Source organism: Micromonospora sp. A202, assembly GCF_006715105.1.
Taxonomy (GTDB): Bacteria; Actinomycetota; Actinomycetes; order Mycobacteriales; family Micromonosporaceae; genus Micromonospora; species Micromonospora zamorensis.
This window is the reverse complement of sequence record NZ_VFMP01000001.1, coordinates 1,509,894-1,535,882: the sequence shown is the minus strand read 5'-3', so window position 1 is coordinate 1,535,882 and position 25,989 is coordinate 1,509,894. Positions and strand designations below refer to the sequence as shown.

The following is a 25,989-nucleotide window of genomic DNA, read 5'->3' as shown; positions in this document are numbered from 1 at the left end:
GAGTCGGACGTTGACTCGAACGGCACCCTATCCAGCACCCCTGTGAGGTGGCTGTGAAGCGCGGGGCCCCTCGCGGCGTCCGCTGCCCGGATGACCCTGCCTGCGCGCCGCCTAGTCGGGTTCCACGATCACCAGCTCGCCGACCTGCTCGCCGATCGCGGCACGCGCCTCCGCCGGCAGGCCGCGGTCGGTGATCAGCACGTCGGCGGCCTCCAGCGGGGCGATGGTGGCGATACCGATGATCTCCCACTTGGTGTGGTCGGCGAGCACCACGAGCCGACGCGCCGCGCCGATCAGGCAGCGGTTGACACCGGCCTCCAGCAGGTTCGGCGTGGTGAGCCCGGTGCGAGGGCTGAGCCCGTGCACACCGAGGAAGAGCAGGTCGACGTTGAGCGCGCTGATCGCCGCCTCGGCCACCGGCCCGGTCAACGCGTCCGACGGGGTGCGGATGCCACCGGTCAACACGACGGTCTGGTCGGCGCGCGGGTTCTGGTAGAGCGCGTCGGCCACCGGGATGGAGTTGGTCACCACTGTCAGCCCGCGTACGTCGGAGAGCAGGGTGGCCAGCGCGGCGGTGGTGGTGCCGGCGGAGAGCGCGATGGCCATCCCCGGCTCCACCATTCTTGCCGCGCGCTCGGCGATGGCCCGCTTCTCCGCCTGCTGGCGGATCGACTTCGCCGCGAAGCCTGGCTCCTCGGCCGAACCCGGCCCGGCGAGCGTCGCCCCGCCGTGCACCTTGTCCACCAGACCGCGCTCGGCCAGCGCCTCCAGGTCGCGCCGGATCGTCATGTCGGAGACACCGAACCGGCTGACCAGGTGGCTGACGCGCACGCCGCCGCGTTGGCGGATCAGATCGAGGATGGCGGTCTGCCGCTGCTGGGCGAGCATCTGGGGAACCTCCTTCGTGCCGTGGCTGTCGCCGGGGTCAGGCCGGGTCGTCGGCCCGATCCTCCCGGACGACCGCCACCTCACCGGCCGGCAGGGTCAGCTCACCGGCGCAGTGCGCCCCGGTCAGCAACTCCGTGCCGCGCACCGGGAGCCGCACCTCGGCATCGGTGTGGTTGATGACGAACAGCCAGCTCCGGTCGCCGTCGCGTCGACGGACAACCTCCACACCGGACGGTGCCGACGCGGCCGGGCGGACACCTGCCTCGTCGACGAGTCGGGCGACCAACCGGTCGGTGGCCGGCTCGTCCAGCCGGGTGCCGACGTACCACGCGGCGCCGTCGCCGACCCGGTGGCGGGTCAGCGCCGGCACACCCGGCAAGGGCCCATCGGTGTACGACGCCAGCACCTCGGCGCCCTCGGGGTGCAGCCACTCGGTCCACACGTCCGCGGTGCTCCCGTCGTCGAGCCGGACCTGTTCGCCCTCCCGCAGGGGGAAGAACTCCTCGGTCCGTACGCCGAGCAGCTCACGGAACGCGCCCGGGTAACCGCCCAGCCGGATGTGATCGTTCGCGTCGACGATGCCGCTGAAGTAGGTGACGGCGGCGGTGCCACCGCCCTCGACGTAGCGGTGCAGCGCCTCGACGTCGGCGTCCCGCACCAGGTAGAGGGTCGGTGCCAGGACCAGTCGGTAGCCGCTGAGGTCCGCCGACGGGTGCACGATTTCGGCGGTCACGCCGGCCCGCCACAGCGCCCCGTGGAGGGCGCCCAGCCGGTCGGCGTAGGTGACGTCGGCGCTGGGGTGCGAATCCAACTCGACCGCCCACCACGCGTCCCAGTCGAACAGGATCGCCACCTCGGCGTCCACCCGACTGCCGCGCACCTCGGCCAGCGCCTTCAGGTCCGCGCCGAGCTGGCAGACCTCGCGGAACACCTTGGTGTCCGGCCCGGCGTGCGGCACCAGCGCGGAGTGGAACTTCTCGGCGCCGGCCCGGGAGGCGCGCCACTGGAAGAACAGCACGCCGTCCGCGCCCCGGGCGACGTGCGCCAGGCTGTTGCGGCGCAGCTGTCCGGGAAGTTTGGCCACGTTGCGCGGCTGCCAGTTGACCGCGCTGGTGGAGTGCTCCATGAGCAGCCACGGGTCGCCGCCGGCGACGCCCCGGGTGTGGTCGGCGGCGAGCGCCAGCCCGAGATGTCCCTGCGGGTCGGCGGCGGTCAGGTAGTGGTCGTTGGAGACGAGGTCCACATCGTCGGCCCAGGAGTGGTAGTCCATGTGCTTGACGCCCATGCCGATCATGAAGTTGGTGGTGACCGGCTGCTGGACCAACGTCCGCAGCACCTCCCGTTCGGCGCGCAGCTGGGCGCGCTGCTCGTCGGAGGAGAAGCGCAGGAAGTCGAGTTGCTGCGTGGGGTTGGCGAAGGTCGGCGCGGTACGCGGCGGGTTGATCTCGGCCCAGTCGCCGTAGCGTTGGCTCCAGAAGGCGGTGCCCCAGGCGTCGTTGAGCTGGTCCAGGTCGCCGTAGCGCGCCCGCAGCCAGCCGCGGAACGCCTCGGCGCTGACGTCGCAGTAGCAGTGCACGTTGTGGCAGCCCAACTCGTTGGAGATGTGCCACATCACCACGGCCGGATGCTCGGCGTACCGGCCGGCGACCGCTCGCACCAGCTCCAGCGACCGCTCCCGGAACACCGGCGAGCTGGGGCAGTACGCCTGTCGTCCGCCGGGCCAGAGGATCGCGCCGTCGGCGCGGCGGGGCAACGTCTCCGGGTGGGCGCGGGCCAGCCACGGCGGTGGGCTGGCGGTGGCGGTGGCGAGGTCGACCTGGATGCCGCCGTCGTGCAGCAGGTCCAGCACCCGGTCCAACCATCCGAACTCGAACCGGCCCGGTGTGGGCTCCAGCAGGGCCCAGGAGAAGATGCCGACCGAGACCAGGTTGACCCCGGCCCGGCGCATCAGCTCGATGTCCTCGGACCAGGTCTGCTGGGGCCACTGCTCGGGGTTGTAGTCGCCGCCGAAATAGATGCCGTCACCCTGCCATCGCCGCATGAGAGCTGAGGGTGCCCCGGCCCGGACACGCAAGTCAACAGGTTCCAACATGGATTTTTTTCCAACGTTTACCTCGTAACGGCCATGTCACAACTGGGTTAGCGGAGGCGGAACGCCCTCTTGACAGCGCCCGTCGGAGCGGTACTTTGAGCCCCCAATGGCCGTTCGTGTTCGTCAATGTGGGTTCTCGGTGAATCCCGCTCGCTGACCACGACGGCCGCTCTGCCTTCACCACCCTGATGACCCTTGGGCGTAGCACCTCTTCACCCGCAGGAGGCACAGATGTCCCGTCCCCAATCCCAAGCCGAGTACCTGGCTCGGCTCGTACCACCCTCGGTCGCAGGCCTCAACCGACGCTCGCTGCTGGCCGGCGCTGCCGGCACCGGCGCGCTGCTCGGCACCGGCCTGCTCGCCGGCTGCGGCGACGACTCCGGTTCCGGGTCGGACTCGAAGGACGTGTCAGTCGGCTCGAACCAGTCCGACCCAAAGCCCAAGGACGTCACCGCCAAGGTCATGGACGGGTTCAAGACCGCGTCCGGCATCACGCCAGCGATCAACACGGTCGACCACAACACGTACCAGGAAAACATCAACAACTACCTGCAGGGCAAGCCGGACGACGTCTACATGTGGTTCGCCGGCTACCGCATGCGCTTCTTCGCCGCCAAGGGCCTGGCCAGCGACATCAGCGACGTGTGGGGCAAGCTCTCCGGCTTTTCCGACGCATTCAAGAAGGCGTCCACGGGGGACGACGACAAGCAGTACTTCGTGCCCTCGTCGTACTACCCGTGGGCGATGTTCTACCGCAAGTCGGTGTGGCAGCAGTACGGCTACCAGGTGCCCACGACCCTGGACCAGCTCACCGCGCTCAGCGCGCAGATGAAGAGGGACGGCCTCACCCCGATCGCGTTCGCCGACAAGGACGGCTGGCCGGCGATGGGCACCTTCGACATCCTCAACCTGCGGATCAACGGCTACCAGTTCCACATCGACCTGATGGCCGGCAAGGAGGCCTGGACCTCCGACAAGGTCAAGAAGGTCTTCGACACCTGGGCCGGTCTGCTCCCCCTGCACCAGCCGGACAGCCTCGGCCGCACCTGGCAGGAGGCGGCGCAGTCGCTTCAGCAGAAGAAGAGCGGCATGTACCTGCTCGGTCTCTTCGTCGGCCAGCAGTTCAGCAACGAGGAGCAGAGCGACCTCGACTTCTTCACCTTCCCGGAGATCGACCCGGCGATCGGGGCCAAGGCGCTGGACGCGCCGATCGACGGCTACATGATGGCCCGCAAGCCCAAGAACGAGGCCAACGCCAGGAAGCTGCTGGAGTACGTGGGCGGCAAGGACGCTGCCAACATCACGGTGAAGAACGACCCGGCCACCCTCGTCGCCAACAGCAGCGCCGACGTCAGCGGCTACACCGCGTTGCAGAAGAAGGCCGCCGAGCTGGTCGGCTCGGCCACCGAGATCGCCCAGTTCCTCGACCGCGACACCCGGCCGGACTTCGCCTCGACGGTGATCATCCCGGCGATCCAGCAGTTCATCAAGAACCCCAAGGACATCAGCGGGCTCACCTCGTCCATCGAGAACCAGAAAAAGTCGATCTTCACTGACTGACGGCGGAAAGGGGAGGACATCGTGTCCGACCTGCCCCTGATCCAAGCGGATCGCGCCGTGCCGCCGCCGGCCGCGACCACCTCCACGGGTGGTCGTGGCCGTCGTCGGCGGCTACGGCTCCTGTCCCGCACCGACCGCGTGGTCATCACGCTGATGGTGCTCGTCCCGCTGCTGCTCGTCACCGCGTTCGTCTGGCTGCCGGCGGCGGCCACCGTGCTGCTCTCCGGCACCAACTGGGACGGCATCGGCCCCCTCAACGAAATCGAGTTCATCGGCGCCCGCAACTACAGCGACGTGGTGAACAACTATCCGCCGTTCGTGCCGGCGGTCCAGCACAACCTGCTGTGGTTGGCGGTCCTGTTCGTGATCGCCACCCCGTTCGGCATGTTCCTGGCCGTCCTGCTCGACAAGGAGCTGAAAGGCAGCCGCTTCTACCAGACCGCGCTCTACCTGCCGGTGGTGCTCTCGCTGGCGCTCATCGGCTTCGTCTGGCAGCTGCTGTACTCCCGCGACCAGGGCCTGATCAACGCGGTGTTCGGCAGCAACGTCGACTGGTACGGCGACTCCAGCGTCAACATCTGGGCGGTCATGGTCGCCTCCGGCTGGCGGCACGTCGGGTACATCATGCTGCTCTACCTGGCCGGGCTGAAGGGCGTCGACCCGTCGTTGCGGGAGGCCGCGGCGGTCGACGGCGCCTCGGAGAGCCGCACCTTCTTCCGGGTCGTCTTCCCGGTGCTGCGGCCGATCAACATCATCGTGCTGGTGGTGACGGTGATCGAGTCGCTGCGAGCGTTCGACCTGGTCTGGGTGGTCAACAAGGGTCGCAACGGGTTGGAGCTGATCTCGGCGCTGGTCACCCAGAACGTGGTGGGTGAGGCGAGCCGGATCGGGTTCGGCTCGGCGCTGGCGACGATCATGCTGATCGTCTCGCTGGTCTTCATCACCATCTACCTGGCGACCGTGATGAGGGAGAACCGGGAATGAGCACCGCGACCGTCACCCGGCCCACCGAGGGCGAGCCCGAGGCGCCGGCGCGCCGCCGCAAGCTGACCCCGCTGCGGCTGTTGCTGCACGGCTTCCTCATCGTCGTCGCGCTGGTCTGGCTCTTCCCGATCGCCTGGGCGGTGCTGACCTCGCTGCGCTCGTACGACTACACCGCCGCCAACGGCTACGTCTCGTTCGGCGGCTGGACCTTCGACAACTACGTCACCGCCTGGCAGACGGCGGAGTTCGGCCAGCACTTCCTCAACTCGGTCTACATCACCGTGCCGGCCGTGCTGCTGACCCTCTTCCTCGCCTCCTGCGTGGCGTTCGTGATCGCCCGGTTCAGTTGGAAGCTCAACATCGTGCTGCTCGGGGTGTTCACCGCAGCCAACCTGCTGCCCCAGCAGGCGCTGCTCATCCCACTGTTCCGGGTGTTCACCGAGGTGCCACTGCCGGAGTTCATGAGCGACTCGGAGCTGCTGTACGACAGCTACTGGGGCCTGATCCTGATCAACGTCGCCTTCCAGTGTGGATTCTGCGTCTTCGTGCTCAGCAACTACATGAAGGCGCTACCGCGCGACCTGTACGAGGCGGCGATGGTCGACGGGGCGAGCATCTGGCGGCAGTACTGGCAGGTCACCATGCCGCTGTGCCGGCCGGCCCTGGCCGCGCTGGCGACCCTGGAGGTGACCTGGATCTACAACGAGTTCTTCTGGGCCACCGTCCTGATGCGCACCGGCGACAAGTTCCCGGTGACCAGCTCGCTGAACAACCTGCGCGGCGAGTTCTTCACCGACAACAACCTGGTCTCGGCGGGCAGCGTGCTCGTCGCGATCCCCACCCTGGTGATCTTCTTTATGCTCCAGCGGCACTTCGTCCGGGGCCTGACCTTGGGAGCCTCAAAGGGATGACGATCCTGCACCTGCGCCGCACGCGGACCAGCCTGGTGCTCGACGCCCGCGGCCCGGGGCTGCCCCGGGTCGTGCACTGGGGCGGCGACGTCGGCGACCTCGACGACGACGGCCTGCGCCAGCTCGTGGACGCGACAGTGCCGCCGGTGGTGCCGAGCAGTTTCGACGAGCCGCCCGTGCTGTCGCTGCTGCCGGAAGCGAGTGCGGGCTGGAGTGGCCGCCCGGGGCTGGCCGGGCACCGCGACGGACGGGACTGGTCCACCTCCTTCCGCCTCGACGGGTTGGACGTGCGCGACGACGGGCCCGGAGCGGCGCTGCTGACCGTGCGGGCGTCGGACCCGGCCGCCGGGCTGACCCTGACCAACGAGATCATGCTCGACCCGCACGGCCTGCTGACCGTCCGGCACCGGCTGCGCAACGACGGCGACACGGCCTACGAGCTACGGGAGCTGACCCCGGTGCTGCCAGTGCCGGCGGTCGCCACCGAGCTGCTCGACCTGACCGGCCGGTGGTGCCGGGAGCGGTCCCCGCAGCGGCACCGGTGGCAGCAGGGCGCCTGGGTGCGCGAGGGTCGACACGGTCGCACCGGTCACGACGCCACACTGCTGCTGGTGGCGGGCACCGCCGGGTTCGGCTTCGGCCACGGCGAGGTGTGGGGTGTGCACACCGCGTGGAGCGGCGACCACGTCACCTTCGCCGAGCGCCGGCCCACCGGCGAGTCGACCCTCGGTGGCGGCGAGCTGCTCACCCCCGGTGAGATCCGGCTCGGCCCCGGCGAGTCGTACGAGTCTCCGTTGCTCTACGCGGTCTGGTCCGACGCCGGGCTGGACGGGCTCAGCGACGTGCTGCACACGCACCTGCGGGCCCGGCCCGGGCACCCGCGCTCCCCCCGCCCGGTGACCCTCAACGTCTGGGAGGCGGTCTACTTCGACCACGACCTGGACCGGCTGCGGGCCCTCGCCGACCGGGCCGCGCAGATCGGCGTGGAGCGGTTCGTGCTCGACGACGGATGGTTCCGCGGTCGGCGCGACGACACCGCCGGCCTCGGCGACTGGTACGTCGACGAGGGCGTCTGGCCCGACGGCCTGCAACCGCTCATCGACCACGTGACCGGCCGGGGTCTGCAGTTCGGTCTCTGGGTGGAGCCGGAGATGGTCAACCCCGACTCCGACCTGTTCCGCGCGCACTCCGACTGGCTGCTGGCCGTACCGGGGCGACTGCCGCCGTCCTGGCGCAACCAGCAGGTGCTCGACCTGGGCCGCCCGGAGGCGTACGACCACGTGCGGGACCGGCTCCACGCGCTGCTCACCGAACACCCCGGCATCAGCTATCTCAAGTGGGACCAGAACCGGGACCTCACCGAGGCCGGGCACCACGGCCACCCGGGGGTGCACGGGCAGACCCTTGCGGTCTACCGGCTCTTCGACGAGTTGCGCAGCCTCCACCCGGATCTGGAGATCGAGAGCTGTTCGTCCGGCGGGGCGCGGGTGGACCTGGCCATCCTGGCGCGCACCGACCGGGTCTGGGCCAGTGACTGCAACGACGCCCTGGAACGGCTCAGCATCCAGCGCTGGACCGGCCTGCTGCTGCCGCCGGAGCTGATCGGCACGCACATCGGCCCGCAACGCTCGCACACCACCAACCGCGTGCACGACCTCGGTTTCCGGGCGGCCACCGCACTCTTCGGCCACCACGGCATCGAGTGGGACATCGCCTCGATCAGCACCGACGAGCAGACCGAACTGGCTGCCTGGGTGGCACTGCACAAGCGGTTGCGCCCGCTGCTGCACGCCGGCCGGGTGGTCCGGGTCGACCACCCCGACCCGGCCGTCTGGGCGCACGGCGTCATCGACCACGACGGCACCCGAGCGGTGTACGCGGTGGCGCGGCTGGCCACCTCCGCGACGCCGCACCCCGGCCCCGTCCGGCTGCCGGGCCTGGACCCGGACCGCCGTTACCGGGTGCGGCCGGCATCCGGCATGCCGGCGCCGGCGGCCATCGACCGGTCCGCACCGGGCCGGCTCGCGGGCGGCGTCGTCCTGAGCGGGGCGGCACTGGCCCGGATGGGTGTCCAACTGCCCGCGCTGCACCCGGAGCAGAGCCTGGTGCTGGAGGTCGACGCCGTCGACTGAAAGGATTCTGGAGATTCTTCGGGCGGGGTGTCGAGAACGGCGCTGGCTGCTTCTACCTCAGGGTGAGAGCACCGAGGATGGTGCGCAGCTGTGAGGAGCAAACCATGAAGTACATGCTGCTGATGCAGTTCAGCGCCGCCGGGACCGACTTCCCGAGCATCGACACCTGGACCCCGGCGGAGGTCCAGGCGCACATCGCGTTCATGGGCGAGGTCAACGAGAAGCTCACCGCCGCTGGGGAGTGGGTCGACGGGCAGGGCCTCGGCGGCCCGCAGCAGGCCCGGATCGTCCGCGCCGGGGAGGGCGGCGCGCCGGTGGTCACCGAGGGGCCGTTCGCCGAGACGAAGGAGTTCCTCGCCGGCTTCTGGATCGTGGACTGCGACAGCCCGCAGCGGGCGGTGGAGCTGGCCGCGCACATCTCCACCGCGCCCGGCCCCGGCGGACGGCCGCTGAACATGCCGATCGAGGTGCACCCGGTGATGTCCGCCCCACCGCAGGAGCTGTGAACGCTGGCCACCGATCCCCACGTCGAGGACCTGCTGCGCGAGCTGGCGCCGCAGGTCCTCGGCGTGCTCGCCCGCCGTTTCGGTGACTTCGCCATCGCCGAGGACGCGGTGCAGGAGGCCCTGCTGGCCGCCGCGACCCAGTGGCCGGTCGATGGGCTGCCGGCGAATCCGCGCGGCTGGCTGATCCAGGTCGGTTACCGCCGGATGATCGAGCTGATCCGGGGCGAGCAGGCCCGGCGCCGACGGGAGGACCTCGTCGCCCGTCGGGACCCGGACGACCAGCGGTACGCACCCGCCGCGGACGACGAGTTGACCGCCGAGCGGGACGACACCCTGGTCCTGCTCTTCCTCTGCTGCCACCCGGCGCTCGCCCCGACGTCGGCCGTGGCGCTGACCCTGCGCGCCGTCGGCGGACTGAGCACCGCCGAGATCGCCCGCGCGTTCCTGGTGCCCGAGGCGACCATGGCCCAGCGGATCAGCCGTGCCAAGCAGCGCATCCGCGCGTCCGGGCTGTCGTTCCGGATGCCCGAGCCGGAGGAGCGGTCCGACCGGCTGGCAGCCGTACGGCAGGTGCTCTACCTGGTCTTCACCGAGGGGCACACCAGCACCACCGGCCCGGACCTGCGCCGGATCGACCTCGCGGCCGAGGCGATCCGGCTGACCCGCGCACTGCACGCGTTGCTGCCCGACGACAGCGAGTCGGCCGGTCTACTGGCGTTGATGCTGCTCACCGAGGCGCGCGGCCCGGCACGGACCGGGCCGTCCGGCGAGCTGATCTCACTGGCCGACCAGGACCGCGGCCGCTGGGACGCGACGGCGATCGCCGAGGGCGTCGCCCTCGTCACCCGGGCGTTGCCGCGTGGGCCGGTCGGCCCGTACCAGGTGCAGGCCGCCATCGCCGCCCTGCACGACGAGGCAACGAGCACCGAGCAGACCGACTGGCCGCAGATCCTGGCGCTCTACAAGGTGCTGGAAAGGCTCGTCTGCAGCCCGGTGGTGGCACTCAACCGGGCCGTGGCAACGGCCATGGTGCACGGGCCGGCAGCGGGCCTCGCCGCCCTCGACGCCCTGGCCGACGACCCCAGGTTGGCCGGGCACCACCGGCTGCCCGCCGCCCGCGCCCACCTGCACGAGATGGCCGGTGACCGCGAGCAGGCGATCGTCGACTACCGGGCCGCCGCCGCGCGGACGAGCAGCCTGCCCGAGCAGCGCTATCTCACCATGCGAGCGGCCCGGCTCGCCGCCGAGTCCGTCGATCTCGCGTAACGACAGGGATCAACTCGTCCCGCGCGGCGTGATCCAGGCAGCTTCACCCGCCACAGTGGGCAATCTTGGACAGTTTCCGTTAGCGCGGAACGGAAAGTGTCCAAGATCTACCCTGCCAGCCCTGCCCCCAGCCCCGTCGTGACCCCAGCGCGAGGAAACGACCCAGGGCGGCGGCGCGACCGACGACGGCGCAGCCCGCAGCGGTGGGCGGCGGGGATGCCACACGGACGCCACGCGACGGGTTGGCTGGACATCAACCTGAGGTGGGGCGGGTCGGCGGGGCAAGGACAGCGCCGGCACTAGCCTGGGCGACGACGGGTTCATCTACCACGAAGGACCAAGGGGACGCATGGCGTACGTGCTGCTGGGGATTGCCATTCTCGCCGAGGTGGTGGCGACCAGCCTGATCAAGAGCACCGCCGGGTTCAGTCGGCTCTGGCCGACGGTGGCGTGTCTCGGCGGCTACGCGCTGGCGTTCCTCCTGCTGGCCCAGGCCGTCAAGGAGATCCCGGTGGGCGTCGCGTACGCCCTCTGGTCGGGTCTGGGCACCGCGGCCATCGTGGCGATCGGGGCGGTGTTCCTGGGTGAGTCGGTGGGGCTCGCCAAGCTCACCGGCATCGCGCTGATCATCGCCGGGGTGGTCATCGTGAACCTGACCGGGGAGCACTGACCAGGACGGTTCCCGGTGGCCGGGTCCGACGCGGACCCAGCCACCGGTGCGACGGTCAGCTCGCCGTGCAGCTCACCGCCGGCAGACCGTTGGTGCCAGTCCAGCCGCCGATGAATCCGAAGGTGGTGCTGGCACCGGCGGCCAGTCGGCCGTTGTAGTCCACGTTGCGGGCGGTCACGGTGGCCCCGCTGCTGGTCACTGTCGCGCTCCAGGTCTGGCTGACGCTCTGGCCGTTGGCGAACGTCCACCGGGTGGTCCAGCCCGTGATCGCGGCGCTGCCGGCGGTCACCCGCACCTCACCCTGGAAGCCGCCCTGCCACTGGCCGGTCACCGTGTAGGTCGCCGTGCAGCCACCCGCAGGTGGAGGCGTGGTCGGGGGCGGCGTGGTCGGCGGAGGCGTCGTGGGCGGCGGGGTGGTCGGCGGCAAACTGCTGAAGACGCTCGCCTCCCGGGCCGTCTGCCGGATGCCGTTGGCGCCGTTGAAGAGCCGCTGACCCCACGTGGTCAGGTTGGCCGGGTTGAACGAGGTGGCCAGGTCGAGATATTCCACGCCGCCGCCGTTGCCACTCCACGACCAACCGAGCCAGCCGATCCCGTTCGCCTGGCTGTAGGCGAGGATGGTGTCCTCGTCCGGGTCCCCGTCGGAGTGGTTGAAGCCGAACTCACCGACCACGATGGGCAGCCCCGCCGAACGGAAACGGCCCAGATAGTCGCTGATCTCCGCGGCGGTGTCGAAGACCCCGTACATGTGGATGGAGAAGACGGTGTTGCGGGCCGGGTCCGCGGCGAAGACCGACGCGGCGTTGTCGCGCATGGTGAACGACCAGTCCTGTCCCCAGTTCGGGGCGTCCACCATGATCGTGTGGGTCAGCCCACCGGCACGCAGACGCTTGATCGCGTTGGCGTTGTCGGTGGCCCAGGAGGCGTAGTTCTGATTGCCGTACGGCTCGTTGCCGATGTTGACGATCACGAATCTTTCCTGGCCGGCGAGGACGTCGGCGAGACTGAGCCAGTAGTCGACCGCGCGGTCGAGAGTGATGGCGCCGCTCTGTTCGCCGTACCCGGTGGTGTCGTGCACCTCCAGCACGCAGATCAACCGGTTGCCCTTGCACGTCGAGATGACGTTGGCGACGTCGGCGTTGGTGTTGCGCGTCCACCGGTCGCCGCTGGAGAGCACCACCCGAACGGTGTTCGCGCCGAGCGCCTTGACGTCGGCGAACGAGCTGGTCTGCTGCGGATACCAGGTGTGGGCGTGGTTGACGCCGCGCATGACGAATTCGGTGCCGTTGGCGTCGTACAACCTGCCGTTCGCGACGGAGAAACCAGCCGCGGCGTGCGCCGGCTGGCCGAATGCCAGCACGGCGACGAGCAACGCGAGCAGGGCCGCCGCGACGGCGGAGAGTCGAGTCTTCATGGCCTTCCTCAGGGAGGACCCCCGGTGCCCGACAGGGGTGGGACGTGACAGGGGAAGGCGGCTGCAGCCCGGCAGCCGCGCCCGGATCCCGGCGCGCACGCATCAGCGTAGGACGATGGCTTGGCCACCGCAACCGGTTCAGTTGGCAGGCTCCGAGCCCAGACAGCCGCAACGGCCCACGCGAACGCGGGCCGTCACGGGGCGATCATCCCCACCACAGGATGTGCGCCACAGCCGGCTCTTAACCGGTTAAGAGCGACGGTAGGCAGGTCGCCGCGATCCGTCAAGCAGCACCGGCGTCGAACCGGACGGGAGGGTTGACGGCCGCCGACCTGGGTATCCCGGGAACGATCCGTCGGTGAAAGGGGATACAGGATGGTCAGCGTCGGTTACACCCTGATGGGCGAGCAGGCCGGTCCCAAGCAACTGGTGGACCACGCGGTACGCGCCGAGGCCGCCGGCTTCGACCAGCTCGTGATGTCCGACCACTACTACCCCTGGCTGGATTCGCAGGGCCACTCGCCGTACGCCTGGTCGGTCCTCGGCGCGGTCGCCCACGCCACCTCCCGCGCGGAGCTGATGTCCTTCGTGACCTGCCCGATCCGCCGCTACCACCCGGCCGTCGTGGCGCAGAAGGCCAGCACGATCGGCGCGCTCTCCGACGGCCGGTTCACCCTCGGCCTCGGTGCGGGCGAGAACCTGAACGAGCACGTGGTCGGCGGGTGGCCGCACGTGCAGCAACGCCACGAGATGTTCGAGGAGGCGTTGCAGATCATCCGGCCGTTGCTGAACGGGGAGACGCTGACCTTCTCCGGCAACCACTTCGACGTGCCCGACGCCTACATCTGGGACCGGCCGGAGCGGCCGGTGCCGATGGCCGTCGCCGCGTCCGGTCGACAGTCCGCGACGCTGGCCGCCGAGTACGGCAACGGCATCATCTCCACCGAACCCGACCGGCACATCATCGAGATGTACGACGACGCCGGCGGCGCCGGTCAGCCCCGCTACGGACAGGTGGCCATCTGCTACGGCCCCGACGAGGCGGAGTGTCGCAAGATCGTGCACGACCAGTTCCGCTGGTTCGGGATGGGTTGGAAGGTCAACGCCGACCTGCCCGGGCCGGACTCCTTCGCCGCCGCCACCCAGTTCGTCCGGGAGGAGGACGTCGCCGAGGGCGTCTCCTGCGGCCCGGACGTGGACGCGCACGTGGAGGCGTTCCGCAAGTTCGTCGACGCCGGCTTCACCCACGTGGCGATCATCCAGGTCGGTGGGGAGACCCAGCCGATGTTCCTGGACTGGGCACAGGAGCAACTGCTGCCCCGGTTGCGCGAGCTGTGAACCCGACCGGTGAGTCGGAGGAGTCGGCCCGTCTGACGCCCGCCGGCCGGTTCGGCCCCGCCGAGTTGCGGCTCGCCATGGCCGCTCCCCGGTCGGCCGCCGGGCTGACCAGCGAGTGGCGGCTCGTCGACGGACTGCGCACCCACACCCGGCGCGGGGCCGACCCGGGCACCGGGGCGCCTCCCGTGGTGCTGCTGCACGGCCTGGCGGTCTCGCACCGGTACCTCACCGCGCTGGCCGTCGCGCTCTCCCCCACCCACCCGGTGTACGTGCCGGACCTGCCCGGCTTCGGGCTGAGCCAGCACCCCCGGGGCGCGTACGACGTGGCCGCTCACGCCGAGCACGTGGCCGCCTGGCTGGCCGCGTACCGGTTGCCGCCGGTCTGCCTGCTCGGTCACTCGTTCGGCGCGGAGGTGGCCGCCGCGCTCGCCGCGAACCACCCGGACGCGGTACGCGCTCTGGTGTTGGCCGGACCGACCACTGACCCGTCCGCGCGGTCCCGCACGGCCCAGTTCGGCCGCTGGCTGGTGGACGGCCTGCACGAAGCGCCGTTGCAGGCGCCGATCCTGGTCCGGGACGTCTGGAACGCCCGGCCCTGGCGGGTCTTCGCGACGCTGTCGCACTCGGTGCACAACACGATCGAGGCGGACCTCGTCCGCGTCACCGCGCCCACCCTCGTCGTGACCGGTGAGCGCGACCCGGTCGTACCGGCGCCGTGGCGGGACGAGGCGGCCCGGCTGGTGCCGGACGCCGACCTGGTAGTCGTCCCCGGCGCCGCGCACAACGTGGTCACGACGGCCCCGACGCAGGTGGCGGACGCGTGCCGCCGCCTGCTCGCCCCTCATCCCGCACTCCTGGACAGGTGACGCTCATGCGCTTCGGCAACGTGGAGATCCGCCCGCTCGGCGGTGGCCTCGGCTGCCTCCTGATGATCCTCTTCTCGATCCTCGCCTCGGTGGTGCTCACCGTCCTGTTCAACCTGGTGCTCTGAGGCGTCCGCGCCTCGGCGCTGCCACTGTCAGCGGCGTCGCTCGGCGCGTGACGGTCAGCGCCGCAGGCCCAGGGTGCTGAGCACCTCCCGGTAGGCCAACCGGGCCGGGTCGAGTACCGCGCGGCGGATCCAGCGGGCCACCGGTACGACGGTGGCCCGCCAGGCCACCCCGAGCCCGCGCGCCACCGGCACGACAGTCATTGACCAGACCCACCGGACACCCCGCACCAGCGGGAGCACCGTGTGCCGCCACACCCAGCGCAGCCCACGCCCGAGCGGGCGCAGCAGCAGGCGGTGGAGCAGCCGCAGCACCCGTCCGGCCGCCCGCCACGCGCCGACCACCGCGGCGACGACCAGCCGGCCGAAGCCCATGACGACCCACCAGATCGCCCGGACCAACCCGACGAGCGCGGCGCGCACCGCCCCGGCGAGCACGCCGATGCCCCGCCACAGCAGCCGGCCGACGGGGGTGAGCGCCGCGCCCAGCCAGCGCAGCGGCGGCAGGACCAGTCGTTCGACAAGCCAGACCAGCGGCGCCCAGACCAGCGCGCCGGCAACCCAGGCGATGCCGTACGCCAGCCACACCAGCGGTTGCCAGATCAGGGTGCGGGCGCACCAGACCAGCGGGACCCAGAGGAGTCGGTGCAGCGCCCAGGACAGCGGGGACAGCAGCCACCGGTGCAGGAACCGGCCGACGGGGCTGAGCAGGCTCCGGTACACCAGCCGGCCGGCAGCCGCGATCAACTCCCAGAGCAGGCGTACCGGCAGCACCACGACCAGCGCCACACCCCGCGCGACGGCCGCGACGAGCGGGAGCGCGACGGCGGCCGGCTCTGCCGTGTCCACAGCCGACGGTGTCGGACGCACCACCGTTGGTGCGCCACGGTTTTCGCTCGACGGCCCCGGCAGCGGCGAGTGGGCGATGGGACGGTCGGTCACGGTGGGCACGGTAACCGGTCCGTGCCAGGCCTCAGGTGTCGGTTGCGGCCGGGCCGAGGTCGAGCGTGGTCAGCAACGGGTAGTGGTCCGAGGCGGTGTCCGCCGTCGCGCCCCGGATCACCCGGCACTCCCCCGCCCGCTGCGCCACCGCCCGGGTGCCGAGCAGGTAGTCCAGCCGCATCCCGGCGAACTCGGCCCCGCCGAACCGGGTCGGAACGGTGCGGCCGTCAGCCTCCGGCGCTCCGACGTTGCACGACGGCCACAGGTCGACCAGGTCGGCTGCGAGCAGCCGGGCGATCGCGCGGGTGTCCACGGCGCCACCGCGCCGGCGCAGGTGCCGCCGCCGGTAGAGGGCGGCCATGCCGGCCAGTTGAGCGGTGTGGTCGACAGTCGGGTCGAGCGAGTTGAGGTCACCGGCGATCAGGGCCAACTGCCCGGGAGTACGCCGCAGCGCGGCGACCAGCCAGTCGACCTCCATCCGCCGCCGTCCCCCCGAATACGGGTAGAGGTGCGTGCCGAACATTGTGAACGGGCCGGCGGAGGTGGCCACCACGACCCGGGCCGCGCCGTGGTGGAACGGCCGGCGCAGCGTCCCCGCGTCGACGACCTGGTACGGAGGCCGGACCAGGACCGCCACCGGCTGCCCGAAGCAGGACCAGGCCAGGTGGGGTGTCATCCCCACCCGGCCCGCCACTGTGGCCATCAGCCCGTCACGGTCGAAGCCGCGCAGCTCCTGGAGGGCCAGCACATCAGGTGCCTGCTCGTTGACGACCTGAACCACCTGATCCAGCCGGTCGGGGCCGCCACGATCACGACCGCCGGTGCGGATGTTCCACGTCATCACCCGCAGCACGGCGGCGCTCAGTCCGCTCGGCCGGCCCGCGCCAGCTCGTCGTCGAGGGTGTCCACGTCCTCCGACTCGATGGCCGGCTGGTTGCCTTCCAACAGGTCGGCGTTGGGGCGGACCACGAGGTAGAGCAGCCCGATCCAGAGCGCGGAGAGCAGGATCGCGCCCATGAAGTCGGTGGGGTGGTGCATCCCCCGGTACATCCGGGAGGTGGCCACCCCGACCGGCATGATCACGGCCACCGCCACGAAGATCCAACGCCACCACCGGTCGGTACGCGGGAACACGATGAGGGTGATCGCCAGCCAGACGCAGATCGTGGCCGCGATGTGCCCGGACGGGAACGACGAGGTGGGCATCTGCCCGTCGAGGTTCTCCACGGCCGGGCGGGGCCGGTCGACCGCCCGCGCCGACGCGAGGAACAGGGTCAGCTCGCCCACCATCGCCAGCGCCACGAACAGCACCGGCCGCCAGCGCCGCCACACCGCCAGCACCAGCGGGCAGAACACCAGCGAGATCAGCAGGATCGCGTGGGTGTCACCGAACTTGCTCCACCACCAGCTCACCTCGGTCAGCACGTCGGTGTGCCGCTCGGCGAACCAGCGCGGCACGTCGGTGTCGAGGGTGTCGAAGAAGGTGCCCTTGGCGTGGTAGCTGACGTACGTGCCGAAGCCGTACAACGCCCCGAACACGAGCACCCAGCAGACCAGCAGCTCGGCCACCGCCGAGCGGGGGTGGGCCAGCACGTGCTCCTCGTCGGGGGCGGCGGCGATGTCGTGCCCCGCCTCCGGCTCCAGGCCCTCGCTCAACGGCGGCACCGGTCGCCCGCGCTCGCGCCGCCACAGCTGGAAGGCGTACGCGGTGACGCCCAGCCAGGCGGCGCCGAGCAGCCAGCCGGCCAGCACGTCGGAGATGAAGTGCACGCCCAGCGCGATCCGGGTCAGACCGATCAGCGCCACCAGCACGCCGACCGCGACGATCACCGGCTTGCGCCAGCGCGGCGCCATCGCCGGAAGGAACACCAGCAGCAGGGCCCCGTACGCGACGAACGAGCCGAGCGCGTGCCCGCTTGGGAAGCTGTTGCCCGGGGCGCTGGCGATCGGCACGTCCACGACCGGACGGAGCCGGCCGACCAGCGTCTTCAGCGACGGGTCGAGGATCAGACCACCGACCCCGGTGATGATCAGATAGACGGCCAGTCGGGGCTGGCGCCGGATCAGCAGCCCGACCACGGCGATGGTGACCAGCCAGATGAGGATCGGTCGGCCGCCCAGGTCGGTCACCGCCTGCAGGACGGTGACGAGTGCGTGGTGCGGGGCGATGAGCCCGTTGAACCATTCGGCGACGGCGTGGTCGGCGTCCTGCAGAGGACTCCACCGCACCCGGACGAGCATCAACAGCAGCCCGAAGGCCACCCCGGCGCCGGTGACGGCCACCAGGCCGGCGATGCTCCGTTCGGCGAAATGACCGATCGGACGCCGTGCCACCTCTTTGACCGCGGTCACCCCGCACCTCCCTTGTTGTCTGGCGAGGCGCTTTACCCGATCTGCGTCACGCGTACACGCCGGGCAGCTAGAGCTGTGTCCACTAACGTTGGCCGGGTTGTGTCAGACCCTCGTGGTTGGCTTCGGGTATGCCCAGACGTAGGGATTCGGGGGCGCCGCGGGTGGTGTGCCGCACCGCCCGGGTCGGCCTGCGTCTGACCCGGGCGCAGCGGCAACGCTGCTTCGGTCTGCTCCGCGCGGCCGGGGATCTTTGGGCGTGTGTATTGGAATACAACAGCTGGCGGCATCGTCGTCAAGATCGGCCGGTCGCGGGTTATCAGGAGTTGTGTCGACTGCTCGCCGCGTCTGGTCCGGGCACGTTCGGTGAGCTCGACTCGACCGGCGCCCGGTCGGTGTTGCGTCGCTATTCTGATGCGTGGTTCAGCGCTGCCGCCCGCCGTAGGGCGGGGCATGGTGAGGTGCGGTATCCGCGGCGGCGACGGTCGTTGATGCCGGTCCGCTGGTATCACGGCACGTTCGGTCTGAGTGAACGGCGGCTGCGGTTGCCGACCTCGCTCGGGAGCCCGCCGCTGGTGGTGCGCCTGGACCGGGCGGTTCCCTACCCCCGTGATGCGGTGCGGTCAGTGACGCTGGTGTTCGATCAGGGGCGGTTGTGGGTCGAGGTCACCGCGGAGCTTCCGGTCGCGACCTACGCTGCGGGTCAGGAGCCGCAGCGGGGGCGGGTCGCCGGGGTCGACCTGGGCATCATTCACCCGTACGCGGTGGCAGCCGGTGATGGGCAGATGTTGCTGGTGTCCGGGCGGGCGATCCGCGCCGAGCACCGTCAGCACCTGGCCGACACGAAAGGCCGCCGCCGGGCGACCGCCGCCCGTGCGCCGAAGAGGGGCCAGCGGGGTTCGCGGCGGTGGCGCAAGACCCGCCGGCGGGCTCGGCTGATGGAGGGGCGGCATCGGCGTCGGGTACGGCAGGCCGGGCACGAGGCCGCGAAGACCGTGATCGACTGGGCAGTGCAGCACCGGGTCGGGACGCTGACCGTCGGTGACCCGCGTGGTGTCCTCGATCTGCCGGCGGGTCGGCGGCACAACCTGCGGTTGCGGCAGTGGCAACTCGGCCGGGCGATCGCGGTCCTGAAGGACAAGGCGGAGCTGGTCGGGATCACCGTGTATCTGGTCGATGAGCGGGGTACGTCGTCGACCTGCCCGGTGTGCCAGCGCAGAGTGGTCAAGCCCCGCGGGCGGACCATGATGTGCAGGAGTTGCGGGTTCGTCGGGCATCGTGATGTTGCCGCGGCGTTCACCATCGCCACCCGGGCCCCGGGCGGCGTCACCACCACCGCACCCGACATGGGTGCGGTCATCACGCACCGTCGAGCAGGCCGACACCTTCCCGGTGCCGGGCTGTCCCGGCGTGACCCACGCCGCCCACCAGCGGTGTCAGGGTCGGTTGGCCGGCTGAGGCCCGCCCCACTACCGGTGGGGAGTCGCTCGCTCCGACAACGTCTGGGCGAGGAACCACAACACCACCGACAACCCGGTGAACGTTAGTGGTCACAGCACTAGAGCGCGGTCATGTCCCCGGTGTCGACCAGCTCGGCCCGGTCCGCCTCGGGCTCCCACAGGTCCGGTTGGGCGGGCTCCCGCACACCGATGCGCAGCGCCTCCAACTGGGCGGCGAAGGCCAGCCCTCCGAAGAGGGCCATCCCGGTCAGGTTGGCCCAGAGCAGCAACGCCATCATGCCGGTCAACGCACCGTAGGTCTGCCCGAAATCGTCACTGAACCGCACGTACGCGGCGAGCAGCAGGCTGGCCAGCCACCACAGAGCCGTGGCGATGCCAGCGCCGAAGAACAGCCAGGAGAGGCCGGGCTGGTTGCGGCGTGGCGCCTGCCGGAACAGCACGGCAACGGCGAGGATGGTCAGCCCGAGGCTCAGCGGGAAGCGGACCACGTTCCAGACGCCGGTGGCGACCTCACCCCACTCGTAGTGCTCACGTACCGAGTCGCCAATCGCGCCGCCGCCGACCAGGATCAGGAAGCCGGCGAGCGCGGGCAGACCGGCGGTGACGGCCAGCACGGCGGCGCGGAGGTATTTCCGCAGCGCCGGGCGGTCCCGTTCGACCCCGTAGATGCGGTTGGCGCCCCGCTCGATCTGGGCCATCGTGGTGGTCAGGGCGAACAGGCCGGTGAGCAGACCGAGGGTGAGTGCCAGCTCCCCGGCGTCCTCCACCCTTTCGCCCTCACCGAGCAGCTCGCCGACCATCTGCGCGCTCTGGCCGGGGGTGACCGCCAGGACGGTGTCGGCGACAACCTGGCCGCCCTCCTGGACACCCAGCTCGCTGATCAGGCCGGTGAGGGCGATCAGGAAGGGAACCACGGCGAGGCACAGCTGCAGCGCGAAGGCCCGGGAGTGGCTGAACCCGTCGCCGTAGCGGAAGCGGATGAAGGCGTCGCGCAGCAGGTGCCAGCCGCCCTCGCGACGCAGTGTGTGCCAGGCGTCGTCGGCGGACAGCTCCTCGTCGGCCATCAGCCGGGTCTCCGGCACGATCCGGGTGCTACTCACGGCGCGCTTCCTCGATCAGCTGCTCGCCCCGCTCCCCTGCGCCCTGCGCGTCGACGGCCAGGTCGGGGGCGTCCTCGGGCTGGGGGACGCAGAGCCAGAGCGCCTGGGGGCGAACCTCGGCGTGCAGCCGCCGACCCGGGGAGATGAGGTCGCCGTCCAGCTCCCGGGGCTGCGCGCGGTTGCTGGTGACCACGACGCGCCGACCCCGGAAGACCTCCATCCGCGGCACCTGGCCGCTGCGGCGGATCACCGCCCAGCCGAGCGCGAGCCAGTGACGCAGGCTGCGCGGGGTGAGCACTGCGACGTCCAGCCAGCCGTCGTCCGGCTCTGCCTCGGTGAGCAGGCGGACCCCACCCTGGAGTCGACCCACGTTGGCGATCAGGACCGAGCGGGCCCGGCGGCGCAGCGGAGGGCGGTCGTCGATGCGGATCTGCACCCGCATCGGCCGGTCCCGCAGGTGCCGGGCGGCACCCACCACGTACGCGGGCCAGCCGATGCGGGCCTTGGTGGTCTCGTTGGTGGCCTCGAGCATCTGGGCGTCGAAGCCCATGCCGGCCATCACGGTGAAGTATTTGTCCTCGACCGCGCCCACGTCGAGCAGCCGTCGGCCCCGCTCGACGGCGACCTGCAACCCGGCGGCCAGGTCGGTGGAGAGGCCCAGGTTGGCGGCGAGCAGGTTGCCGGTGCCCTGCGGCAGAACGGCGAGAGCCACGTCGGTGCCGACCAGACCGCTGACGCAGGACATCACGGTGCCGTCGCCACCGCAGGCGAAGACCAGGTCGACACCGTCCTTGACGGCCTGCTCGGTCTGACCGCGGCCCGGGTCGTCGACTGTCGTCTCGAACCACTGCGGCGCGGGCCAGCCGGCCGCCGCCAGGGCGTCATCGACGGTGCGGCGCAACTCGTCGAGATCGTCGACCTTCACGGGGTTGACCACCACGGCGGAGCGCAGCCCGCCGTCGCCGCCCGAGGGCCGCCTGTCCTGTCCAGGATCCACGGCGTCAGTGTGCAGCACCCGGACGGCTTCAGCGACCCGGTGACCGGCCCGCGTCGGAAGTGCCACAGACAGGTTTCAACGCGACCGCCCCCGTCAGGCGGCCGCCCGGAGCGCGGCCTCCACCCGGCGGCGCAGATCGTCGAGGTCAACTCCGGCTTCGGTGAGCACCAGAGCGCCCAGCCCGTGGCCCTCCCGGAGCACCCCGAGCAGGATGTGCTCGGTGCCGATGTGGCGGTGGCGCAGCCGCAGGGCCTCGCGTAGGGACAGCTCCAGCACCTTCTTGGACCGGGGTGAGAACGGGCCGCCGAGGAACCGCTTGCGCCCCCAGCGACGACGCGGCGCCGGCACGGCCTCGCGCAGCGCGTCCGGGCCGAAGGACTGCTCGATGCGGGCCACGATCGCGGCCAGGTCGATGCCGATCTCCCGCAGGGCCGCCGCGTCCGCGTCGCCGAGGCCCGCGCCGCCGGTGACGGTGTGCCGGCGGACGCGCTCGCGCAGGTCGTCGGCGCGCACTCCCGCGTCGGCGAGCACCCGGCTGGCCAGGCCCGCGTCGTCGGCGAGCAGGGCGAGCAGCAGGTGCTCGGTGCCGACCGGCCGTTGGCCCTCGACCCGTGCCTCCTCCAGCGCCCGGCGCACCACGTCGCGCGCCCGGTCGGTGAACCGTTCGAACATCACGCCTCCCAGGATTGGTTGACCGCCGGTCGCCCGGCGTGCTTCTTGTGCACCGCCTGCCGGCTGACCTCGAGCGCGTCGGCGATCTCCTGCCAGGACCAGCCCTGTCGACGGGCGTTGTCCACCTGGACCACCTCAAGCCGCTCGAGCAGCCGACGCAGCGCGCGGACGGCGCGCAGCCCGACCCGGGGGTCGGTGCTGCCGGCTGCCGCCGCGAGTTCTGTCGCCTGACTCATGCCGTCAACATACGTTGACAGCGCCATCGTCGTCAACCCTGGTTGACGGACGACGGTGACGTAACGAGAACCGCCCCGCCGCCGAACCCATCCGACTAGCCTCGGTCAGGACAGGCTGGTCGTGCCGGGCGCGACGCCCGGGAGGTGATATCGGATGGCCGCACCCGCCGACGCACCGGTGCTGGTCGGCCTCGGGTCGGACCTCGACCTTCCGGTCGTCGCACAGGCCGCGCAGGAGGCCGCCGGGCACGGCCGGCCACTGCACCTGCTGCACACCTTCGACTGGCAGGCTGCCTTCGCGGCGGACACCGTCGCCGCGCCCCGCGACCGGGCCGAGCAACTGATCACACAGGCGGCCCAACTCGCCCACCAGACCGAGCCGGGGCTGACCGTTGGCGCTGAGATCGTCGAGAGCGCCCTGCTGCCCACCCTCATCCGGCGGTCCGAGACGGCATTCCTGCTCGCGGTCGGTGACAGTGGCATGGCCGGCAGCGGCCAGTGCATCCCGGCCGAGACGTCTGCCGTGCAGCTGGCCGCGCGGGCCGGCTGCCCGCTGATGGTCGTCCGCCGCGAACCGCCCCCGCAGGGGCCGGTGCTGGTCGGCGTGGACGGCTCACCCAGCTCACATCTGGCCCTGCAGTGGGCCGTGGAGTGCGCGGCCCGCAGGGACGCCCGACTGCTGGCCCTGCGGGTGGTGGAGTACGACGAGGACACCGACGCGGTCGCCGAGCAGCTCAGCGAGGCGCTCGATCGGCACACCGATCTCCACGGCTCGGTGCCCACCGAGTGCCGCGTCGTCCGGGGCGATCCCGCCGAGGTGCTGATCGACATGTCCCGCTCGGCACAGGTGGCGGTGGTCGCCGCCCGTGGCGACGAGCCAGGCCGAGCCATGCTGGGCGCGGTCGCCCAGTCCCTGCTCTACCACTCCCCGGCCCCGGTGGTCGTCGTCCGCGGCCTGGCCGAGAAGCCGCTCACCGGGCACACTGCCCGCCCGGCCCGGGACCAACGGCCCTGACCACCGGCGACCGCAGCGACGAGACTGGACGCCGGACGCCCACCCGACCCGCGAGAGGCTTACGCAGCATGGACTCCGCTGTTGACCTGCACGGCCCTCTGACCGAAGACGAACTGCGTCGGCTGGACGCCTACTGGCGCGCCGCGAACTACCTCACCGTCGGGCAGATCTACCTGCTGGACAACCCGCTGCTGCGGGAGCCGTTGACAGTCGACGACATCAAGCCGCGGCTGCTCGGCCACTGGGGCACCAGCCCCGGCCTCAACCTGATCTACGCCCACCTCAACCGGGTGATCGTCGCCCACGACGTCAACGCCATGCTGGTCACCGGCCCCGGCCACGGCGGTCCGGCCATCGTGGCCAACACCTGGCTCGAGGGCACCTGGTCCGAGCGCTACCACGACGTGGCGCGCGACGAGGCCGGGATGTCCAAGCTGTTCCGCCAGTTCTCCTTCCCCGGCGGCATCCCCAGCCACGTGGCGGCGGACGTGCCGGGCTCGATCCACGAGGGCGGTGAGCTGGGGTACGCGCTGAGCCACGCCTACGGCGCCGCGTTCGACCACCCGGACCTCGTGGTGGCCTGCGTGATCGGCGACGGTGAGGCGGAGACCGGGCCACTGGCCGGCAGCTGGCTCTCCAACGTGTTCCTCAACCCGGCACGCGACGGCGCGGTGCTGCCCATCCTGCACCTCAACGGCTACAAGATCGCCAACCCGACCGTGCTGTCCCGGATCCCCGAGGCCGACCTGCTCGACCTCATGCGCGGCTCGGGCTACCAGCCGTACGTGGTGGCTGGCGACGACCCGGCGCAGGTGCATGGCACGCTCGCCGCGACGATGGACCGGGCACTGGACGAGATCGCCGAGATCCAGCGGCGGGCCCGCTCCGGTGGAGTCGTCGAACGTCCCCGCTGGCCGATGATCATCCTGCGGACGCCGAAGGGCTGGACCGGTCCCGCCGAGGTCGACGGCATCCAGGTGGAGGGCACCTACCGTGCCCACCAGGTGCCGCTGTCGGGCGTACGCGACAACCCGGCGCACCTGGCCGAGCTGGAGCAGTGGCTGCGCAGCTACCGGCCGGAGGAGCTGTTCGACGCCACCGGCGCACCGGTCGACGAGTTGCGGACGCTGCCGCCGCGCGGTGACCGGCGGATGAGCGCCAACCCGGTCACCAACGGCGGTCTGGTGCTGCGTGACCTGGCCCTGCCCGACTTCCGCGACTACGGCGTGGAGGTCCCCGAGCCGGGCACGCCGATGGCCGGCGCGACCGGCGTGCTGGGTCCGTGGATCCGCGACGTGATCAGCGCCAACCCGCAGACGTTTCGGCTGTTCGGCCCGGACGAGGTCGCCTCCAACCGGCTGGGTGCCGCCTTCGAGGTGACCGACCGGGCGTGGGTTGCCGCCACCGTGCCCGGCGACGACCACCTCTCGCCCGACGGCCGGGTCATGGAGGTGCTCTCCGAGCACCTGTGCCAGGGCTGGTTGGAGGGTTATCTCCTGACCGGCCGGCACGGCGTGTTCACCAGCTACGAGGCGTTCATCCACATCGTCGACTCGATGCTCAACCAGCACGCCAAGTGGCTGAAGGTGACCCGGGCCATCCCCTGGCGGCAGCCGCTCGCCTCGCTGAACTACCTGCTGTCCAGCCATGTCTGGCGGCAGGACCACAACGGCTTCTCGCACCAGGACCCGGGCTTCATCGACCACGTGGTCAACAAGAAGGCCGAGGTGGTCCGGGTCTACCTGCCGCCGGACGCCAACACCCTGTTGGCCACGATGGACCACTGTCTACGCAGCCGGCACTACATCAACGTGGTGGTGGCCGGCAAGCAGCCGTCGCCGAACTGGCTGACGATGACCGAGGCGATCCAGCACACCCGCCGCGGCCTGGGCATCTGGGACTGGGCCAGCAACGACGACGGCAGCGAGCCGGACGTGGTGCTCGCCTGCTGCGGGGACGTGCCCACCCTGGAGACGCTGGCCGCCGCCGAACTGCTGCGCCAGCACCTGCCGGAGCTGAAGGTGCGACTGGTCAACGTCGTCGACCTGATGCGACTCCAGCCGGACACCGAACACCCGCACGGCCTGCCGGACAAGGAATTCGACACCATCTTCACCCCGGACCGGCCGATCATCTTCGCGTACCACGGTTACCCGTGGCTGATCCACCGACTCACCTACCGGCGTACCAACCACGACAACCTGCACGTGCGCGGCTACAAGGAGGAGGGCACCACCACCACACCGTTCGACATGGTGATGCTCAACGACCTGGACCGCTTCCACCTGGTCATCGACGTCATCGACCGGGTGCCCGGGTTGGGCGCCCGGGCCGCGCACCTGCGCCAACGGATGGTCGACGCCCGGCAGGCGGCCCGCGACTACACCCGCCAGTACGGCGAGGACGACCCGCAGGTCGCCGAGTGGCGCTGGGTCCGCGAAACCGACCCGACCAACCCCTGAAGGAGAA

The 25,989-nt window shown here is 71.1% G+C and carries 22 protein-coding genes; 12 read left to right on the top strand and 10 right to left on the bottom strand.

Going from position 1 to position 25,989, the window contains the following annotated elements; genetic code table 11:
• Positions 1-111: 111 nt before the first annotated feature.
• A complete protein-coding gene (locus FBZ33_RS07155) occupies positions 112-888 on the bottom strand; it encodes a DeoR/GlpR family DNA-binding transcription regulator (RefSeq protein ID WP_141908432.1) in 777 nt (258 codons plus the stop codon).
• 37 nt (positions 889-925) lie between these two features.
• A complete protein-coding gene (locus tag FBZ33_RS07150) occupies positions 926-2,929 on the bottom strand; it encodes a beta-galactosidase (RefSeq protein WP_141908431.1) in 2,004 nt (667 codons plus the stop codon).
• A 282-nt stretch (positions 2,930-3,211) separates the two neighbouring features.
• On the opposite strand from FBZ33_RS07150, the gene FBZ33_RS07145 reads away from it, so the two are divergent.
• The 7 genes from FBZ33_RS07145 to FBZ33_RS07115 all read left to right on the top strand — a co-directional run bounded on the left by FBZ33_RS07145 (position 3,212) and on the right by FBZ33_RS07115 (position 11,009).
• Positions 3,212-4,540, top strand: a complete 1,329-nt coding sequence (locus FBZ33_RS07145; protein WP_088946925.1) for an ABC transporter substrate-binding protein — start codon at positions 3,212-3,214, stop codon at positions 4,538-4,540.
• A gap of 21 nt (positions 4,541-4,561) precedes the next feature.
• Complete coding sequence (locus FBZ33_RS07140) at positions 4,562-5,524, top strand: carbohydrate ABC transporter permease (RefSeq protein ID WP_141908430.1); 963 nt, start codon at positions 4,562-4,564, stop codon at positions 5,522-5,524.
• The gene (locus FBZ33_RS07135) at positions 5,521-6,435 is read left to right on the top strand and encodes a carbohydrate ABC transporter permease (RefSeq protein WP_088946923.1); all 915 of its coding nucleotides are present in this window, start codon (positions 5,521-5,523) and stop codon (positions 6,433-6,435) included. The genes FBZ33_RS07140 and FBZ33_RS07135 overlap by 4 nt, the downstream gene beginning before the upstream one ends.
• Entirely contained in the window at positions 6,432-8,567 is a 2,136-nt protein-coding gene (locus FBZ33_RS07130) for an alpha-galactosidase (RefSeq protein ID WP_141908429.1), read from the top strand. Before FBZ33_RS07135 ends, FBZ33_RS07130 begins: the two co-directional genes overlap by 4 nt.
• A 104-nt stretch (positions 8,568-8,671) precedes the next feature.
• Positions 8,672-9,073, top strand: coding sequence for a YciI family protein (locus FBZ33_RS07125; protein WP_088946921.1), 402 nt, complete (start codon positions 8,672-8,674; stop codon positions 9,071-9,073).
• 3 nt (positions 9,074-9,076) lie between these two features.
• Complete coding sequence (locus FBZ33_RS07120) at positions 9,077-10,339, top strand: RNA polymerase sigma factor (protein WP_141908428.1); 1,263 nt, start codon at positions 9,077-9,079, stop codon at positions 10,337-10,339.
• Positions 10,340-10,688: 349 nt separating this feature from the next.
• Positions 10,689-11,009, top strand: coding sequence for a multidrug efflux SMR transporter (locus tag FBZ33_RS07115; protein ID WP_099851579.1), 321 nt, complete (start codon positions 10,689-10,691; stop codon positions 11,007-11,009).
• 55 nt (positions 11,010-11,064) lie between these two features.
• On the opposite strand, the gene FBZ33_RS07110 is transcribed toward FBZ33_RS07115, so the two are convergent.
• Positions 11,065-12,423 carry a cellulase family glycosylhydrolase gene (locus FBZ33_RS07110; protein ID WP_141908427.1) on the bottom strand — a complete coding sequence of 453 codons (1,359 nt, stop codon included), beginning with the start codon at positions 12,421-12,423 and terminating at the stop codon, positions 11,065-11,067.
• Positions 12,424-12,798: 375 nt separating this feature from the next.
• Here FBZ33_RS07110 and FBZ33_RS07105 point away from each other — a divergent pair, with 375 nt between their 5' ends.
• Both FBZ33_RS07105 and FBZ33_RS07100 read left to right on the top strand, forming a co-directional pair.
• On the top strand, positions 12,799-13,761 hold the full coding sequence (locus tag FBZ33_RS07105) for a TIGR03557 family F420-dependent LLM class oxidoreductase (protein ID WP_141908426.1): 963 nt from the start codon (positions 12,799-12,801) through the stop codon (positions 13,759-13,761).
• Positions 13,758-14,627, top strand: coding sequence for an alpha/beta fold hydrolase (locus tag FBZ33_RS07100; protein WP_255508741.1), 870 nt, complete (start codon positions 13,758-13,760; stop codon positions 14,625-14,627). The genes FBZ33_RS07105 and FBZ33_RS07100 overlap by 4 nt, the downstream gene beginning before the upstream one ends.
• Positions 14,628-14,806: 179 nt before the next feature.
• Here the strand turns inward: FBZ33_RS07100 and FBZ33_RS07095 are convergent, their stop codons facing one another.
• From FBZ33_RS07095 to FBZ33_RS07085, 3 genes are read right to left on the bottom strand one after another with little or no spacing between them, the layout of a single operon-like run.
• Positions 14,807-15,691 carry a hypothetical protein gene (locus tag FBZ33_RS07095; protein WP_141908425.1) on the bottom strand — a complete coding sequence of 295 codons (885 nt, stop codon included), beginning with the start codon at positions 15,689-15,691 and terminating at the stop codon, positions 14,807-14,809.
• A 31-nt stretch (positions 15,692-15,722) separates the two neighbouring features.
• Positions 15,723-16,544 (bottom strand): endonuclease/exonuclease/phosphatase family protein, encoded by an 822-nt coding sequence (locus FBZ33_RS07090; protein ID WP_141908424.1) that lies wholly within the window; start codon positions 16,542-16,544, stop codon positions 15,723-15,725.
• A gap of 8 nt (positions 16,545-16,552) precedes the next feature.
• Complete coding sequence (locus tag FBZ33_RS07085) at positions 16,553-18,043, bottom strand: phosphatase PAP2 family protein (protein WP_141908423.1); 1,491 nt, start codon at positions 18,041-18,043, stop codon at positions 16,553-16,555.
• A gap of 128 nt (positions 18,044-18,171) precedes the next feature.
• On the opposite strand from FBZ33_RS07085, the gene FBZ33_RS07080 reads away from it, so the two are divergent.
• Complete coding sequence (locus FBZ33_RS07080; RefSeq protein ID WP_141908422.1) at positions 18,172-19,587, top strand: RNA-guided endonuclease TnpB family protein; 1,416 nt, start codon at positions 18,172-18,174, stop codon at positions 19,585-19,587.
• A gap of 11 nt (positions 19,588-19,598) precedes the next feature.
• On the opposite strand, the gene FBZ33_RS07075 is transcribed toward FBZ33_RS07080, so the two are convergent.
• The 4 genes from FBZ33_RS07075 to FBZ33_RS07060 all read right to left on the bottom strand — a co-directional run bounded on the left by FBZ33_RS07075 (position 19,599) and on the right by FBZ33_RS07060 (position 22,505).
• Positions 19,599-20,600 (bottom strand): YihY/virulence factor BrkB family protein, encoded by a 1,002-nt coding sequence (locus FBZ33_RS07075; protein WP_141908421.1) that lies wholly within the window; start codon positions 20,598-20,600, stop codon positions 19,599-19,601.
• Entirely contained in the window at positions 20,593-21,597 is a 1,005-nt protein-coding gene (locus tag FBZ33_RS07070; RefSeq protein WP_141908420.1) for a diacylglycerol kinase family protein, read from the bottom strand. Before FBZ33_RS07070 ends, FBZ33_RS07075 begins: the two co-directional genes overlap by 8 nt.
• Positions 21,598-21,690: 93 nt before the next feature.
• Complete coding sequence (locus FBZ33_RS07065; protein WP_141908419.1) at positions 21,691-22,269, bottom strand: Clp protease N-terminal domain-containing protein; 579 nt, start codon at positions 22,267-22,269, stop codon at positions 21,691-21,693.
• Positions 22,269-22,505: an HTH domain-containing protein gene (locus tag FBZ33_RS07060; RefSeq protein WP_074318164.1), complete on the bottom strand. Its 237-nt coding sequence runs from the start codon at positions 22,503-22,505 to the stop codon at positions 22,269-22,271. Before FBZ33_RS07060 ends, FBZ33_RS07065 begins: the two co-directional genes overlap by 1 nt.
• A 154-nt stretch (positions 22,506-22,659) precedes the next feature.
• Here FBZ33_RS07060 and FBZ33_RS07055 point away from each other — a divergent pair, with 154 nt between their 5' ends.
• Together FBZ33_RS07055 and FBZ33_RS07050 are read left to right on the top strand one after the other, a co-directional pair.
• Positions 22,660-23,520: a universal stress protein gene (locus tag FBZ33_RS07055; RefSeq protein WP_141908418.1), complete on the top strand. Its 861-nt coding sequence runs from the start codon at positions 22,660-22,662 to the stop codon at positions 23,518-23,520.
• Positions 23,521-23,588: 68 nt separating this feature from the next.
• A complete protein-coding gene (locus tag FBZ33_RS07050) occupies positions 23,589-25,982 on the top strand; it encodes a phosphoketolase (RefSeq protein ID WP_141908417.1) in 2,394 nt (797 codons plus the stop codon).
• Positions 25,983-25,989 lie beyond the last annotated feature (7 nt).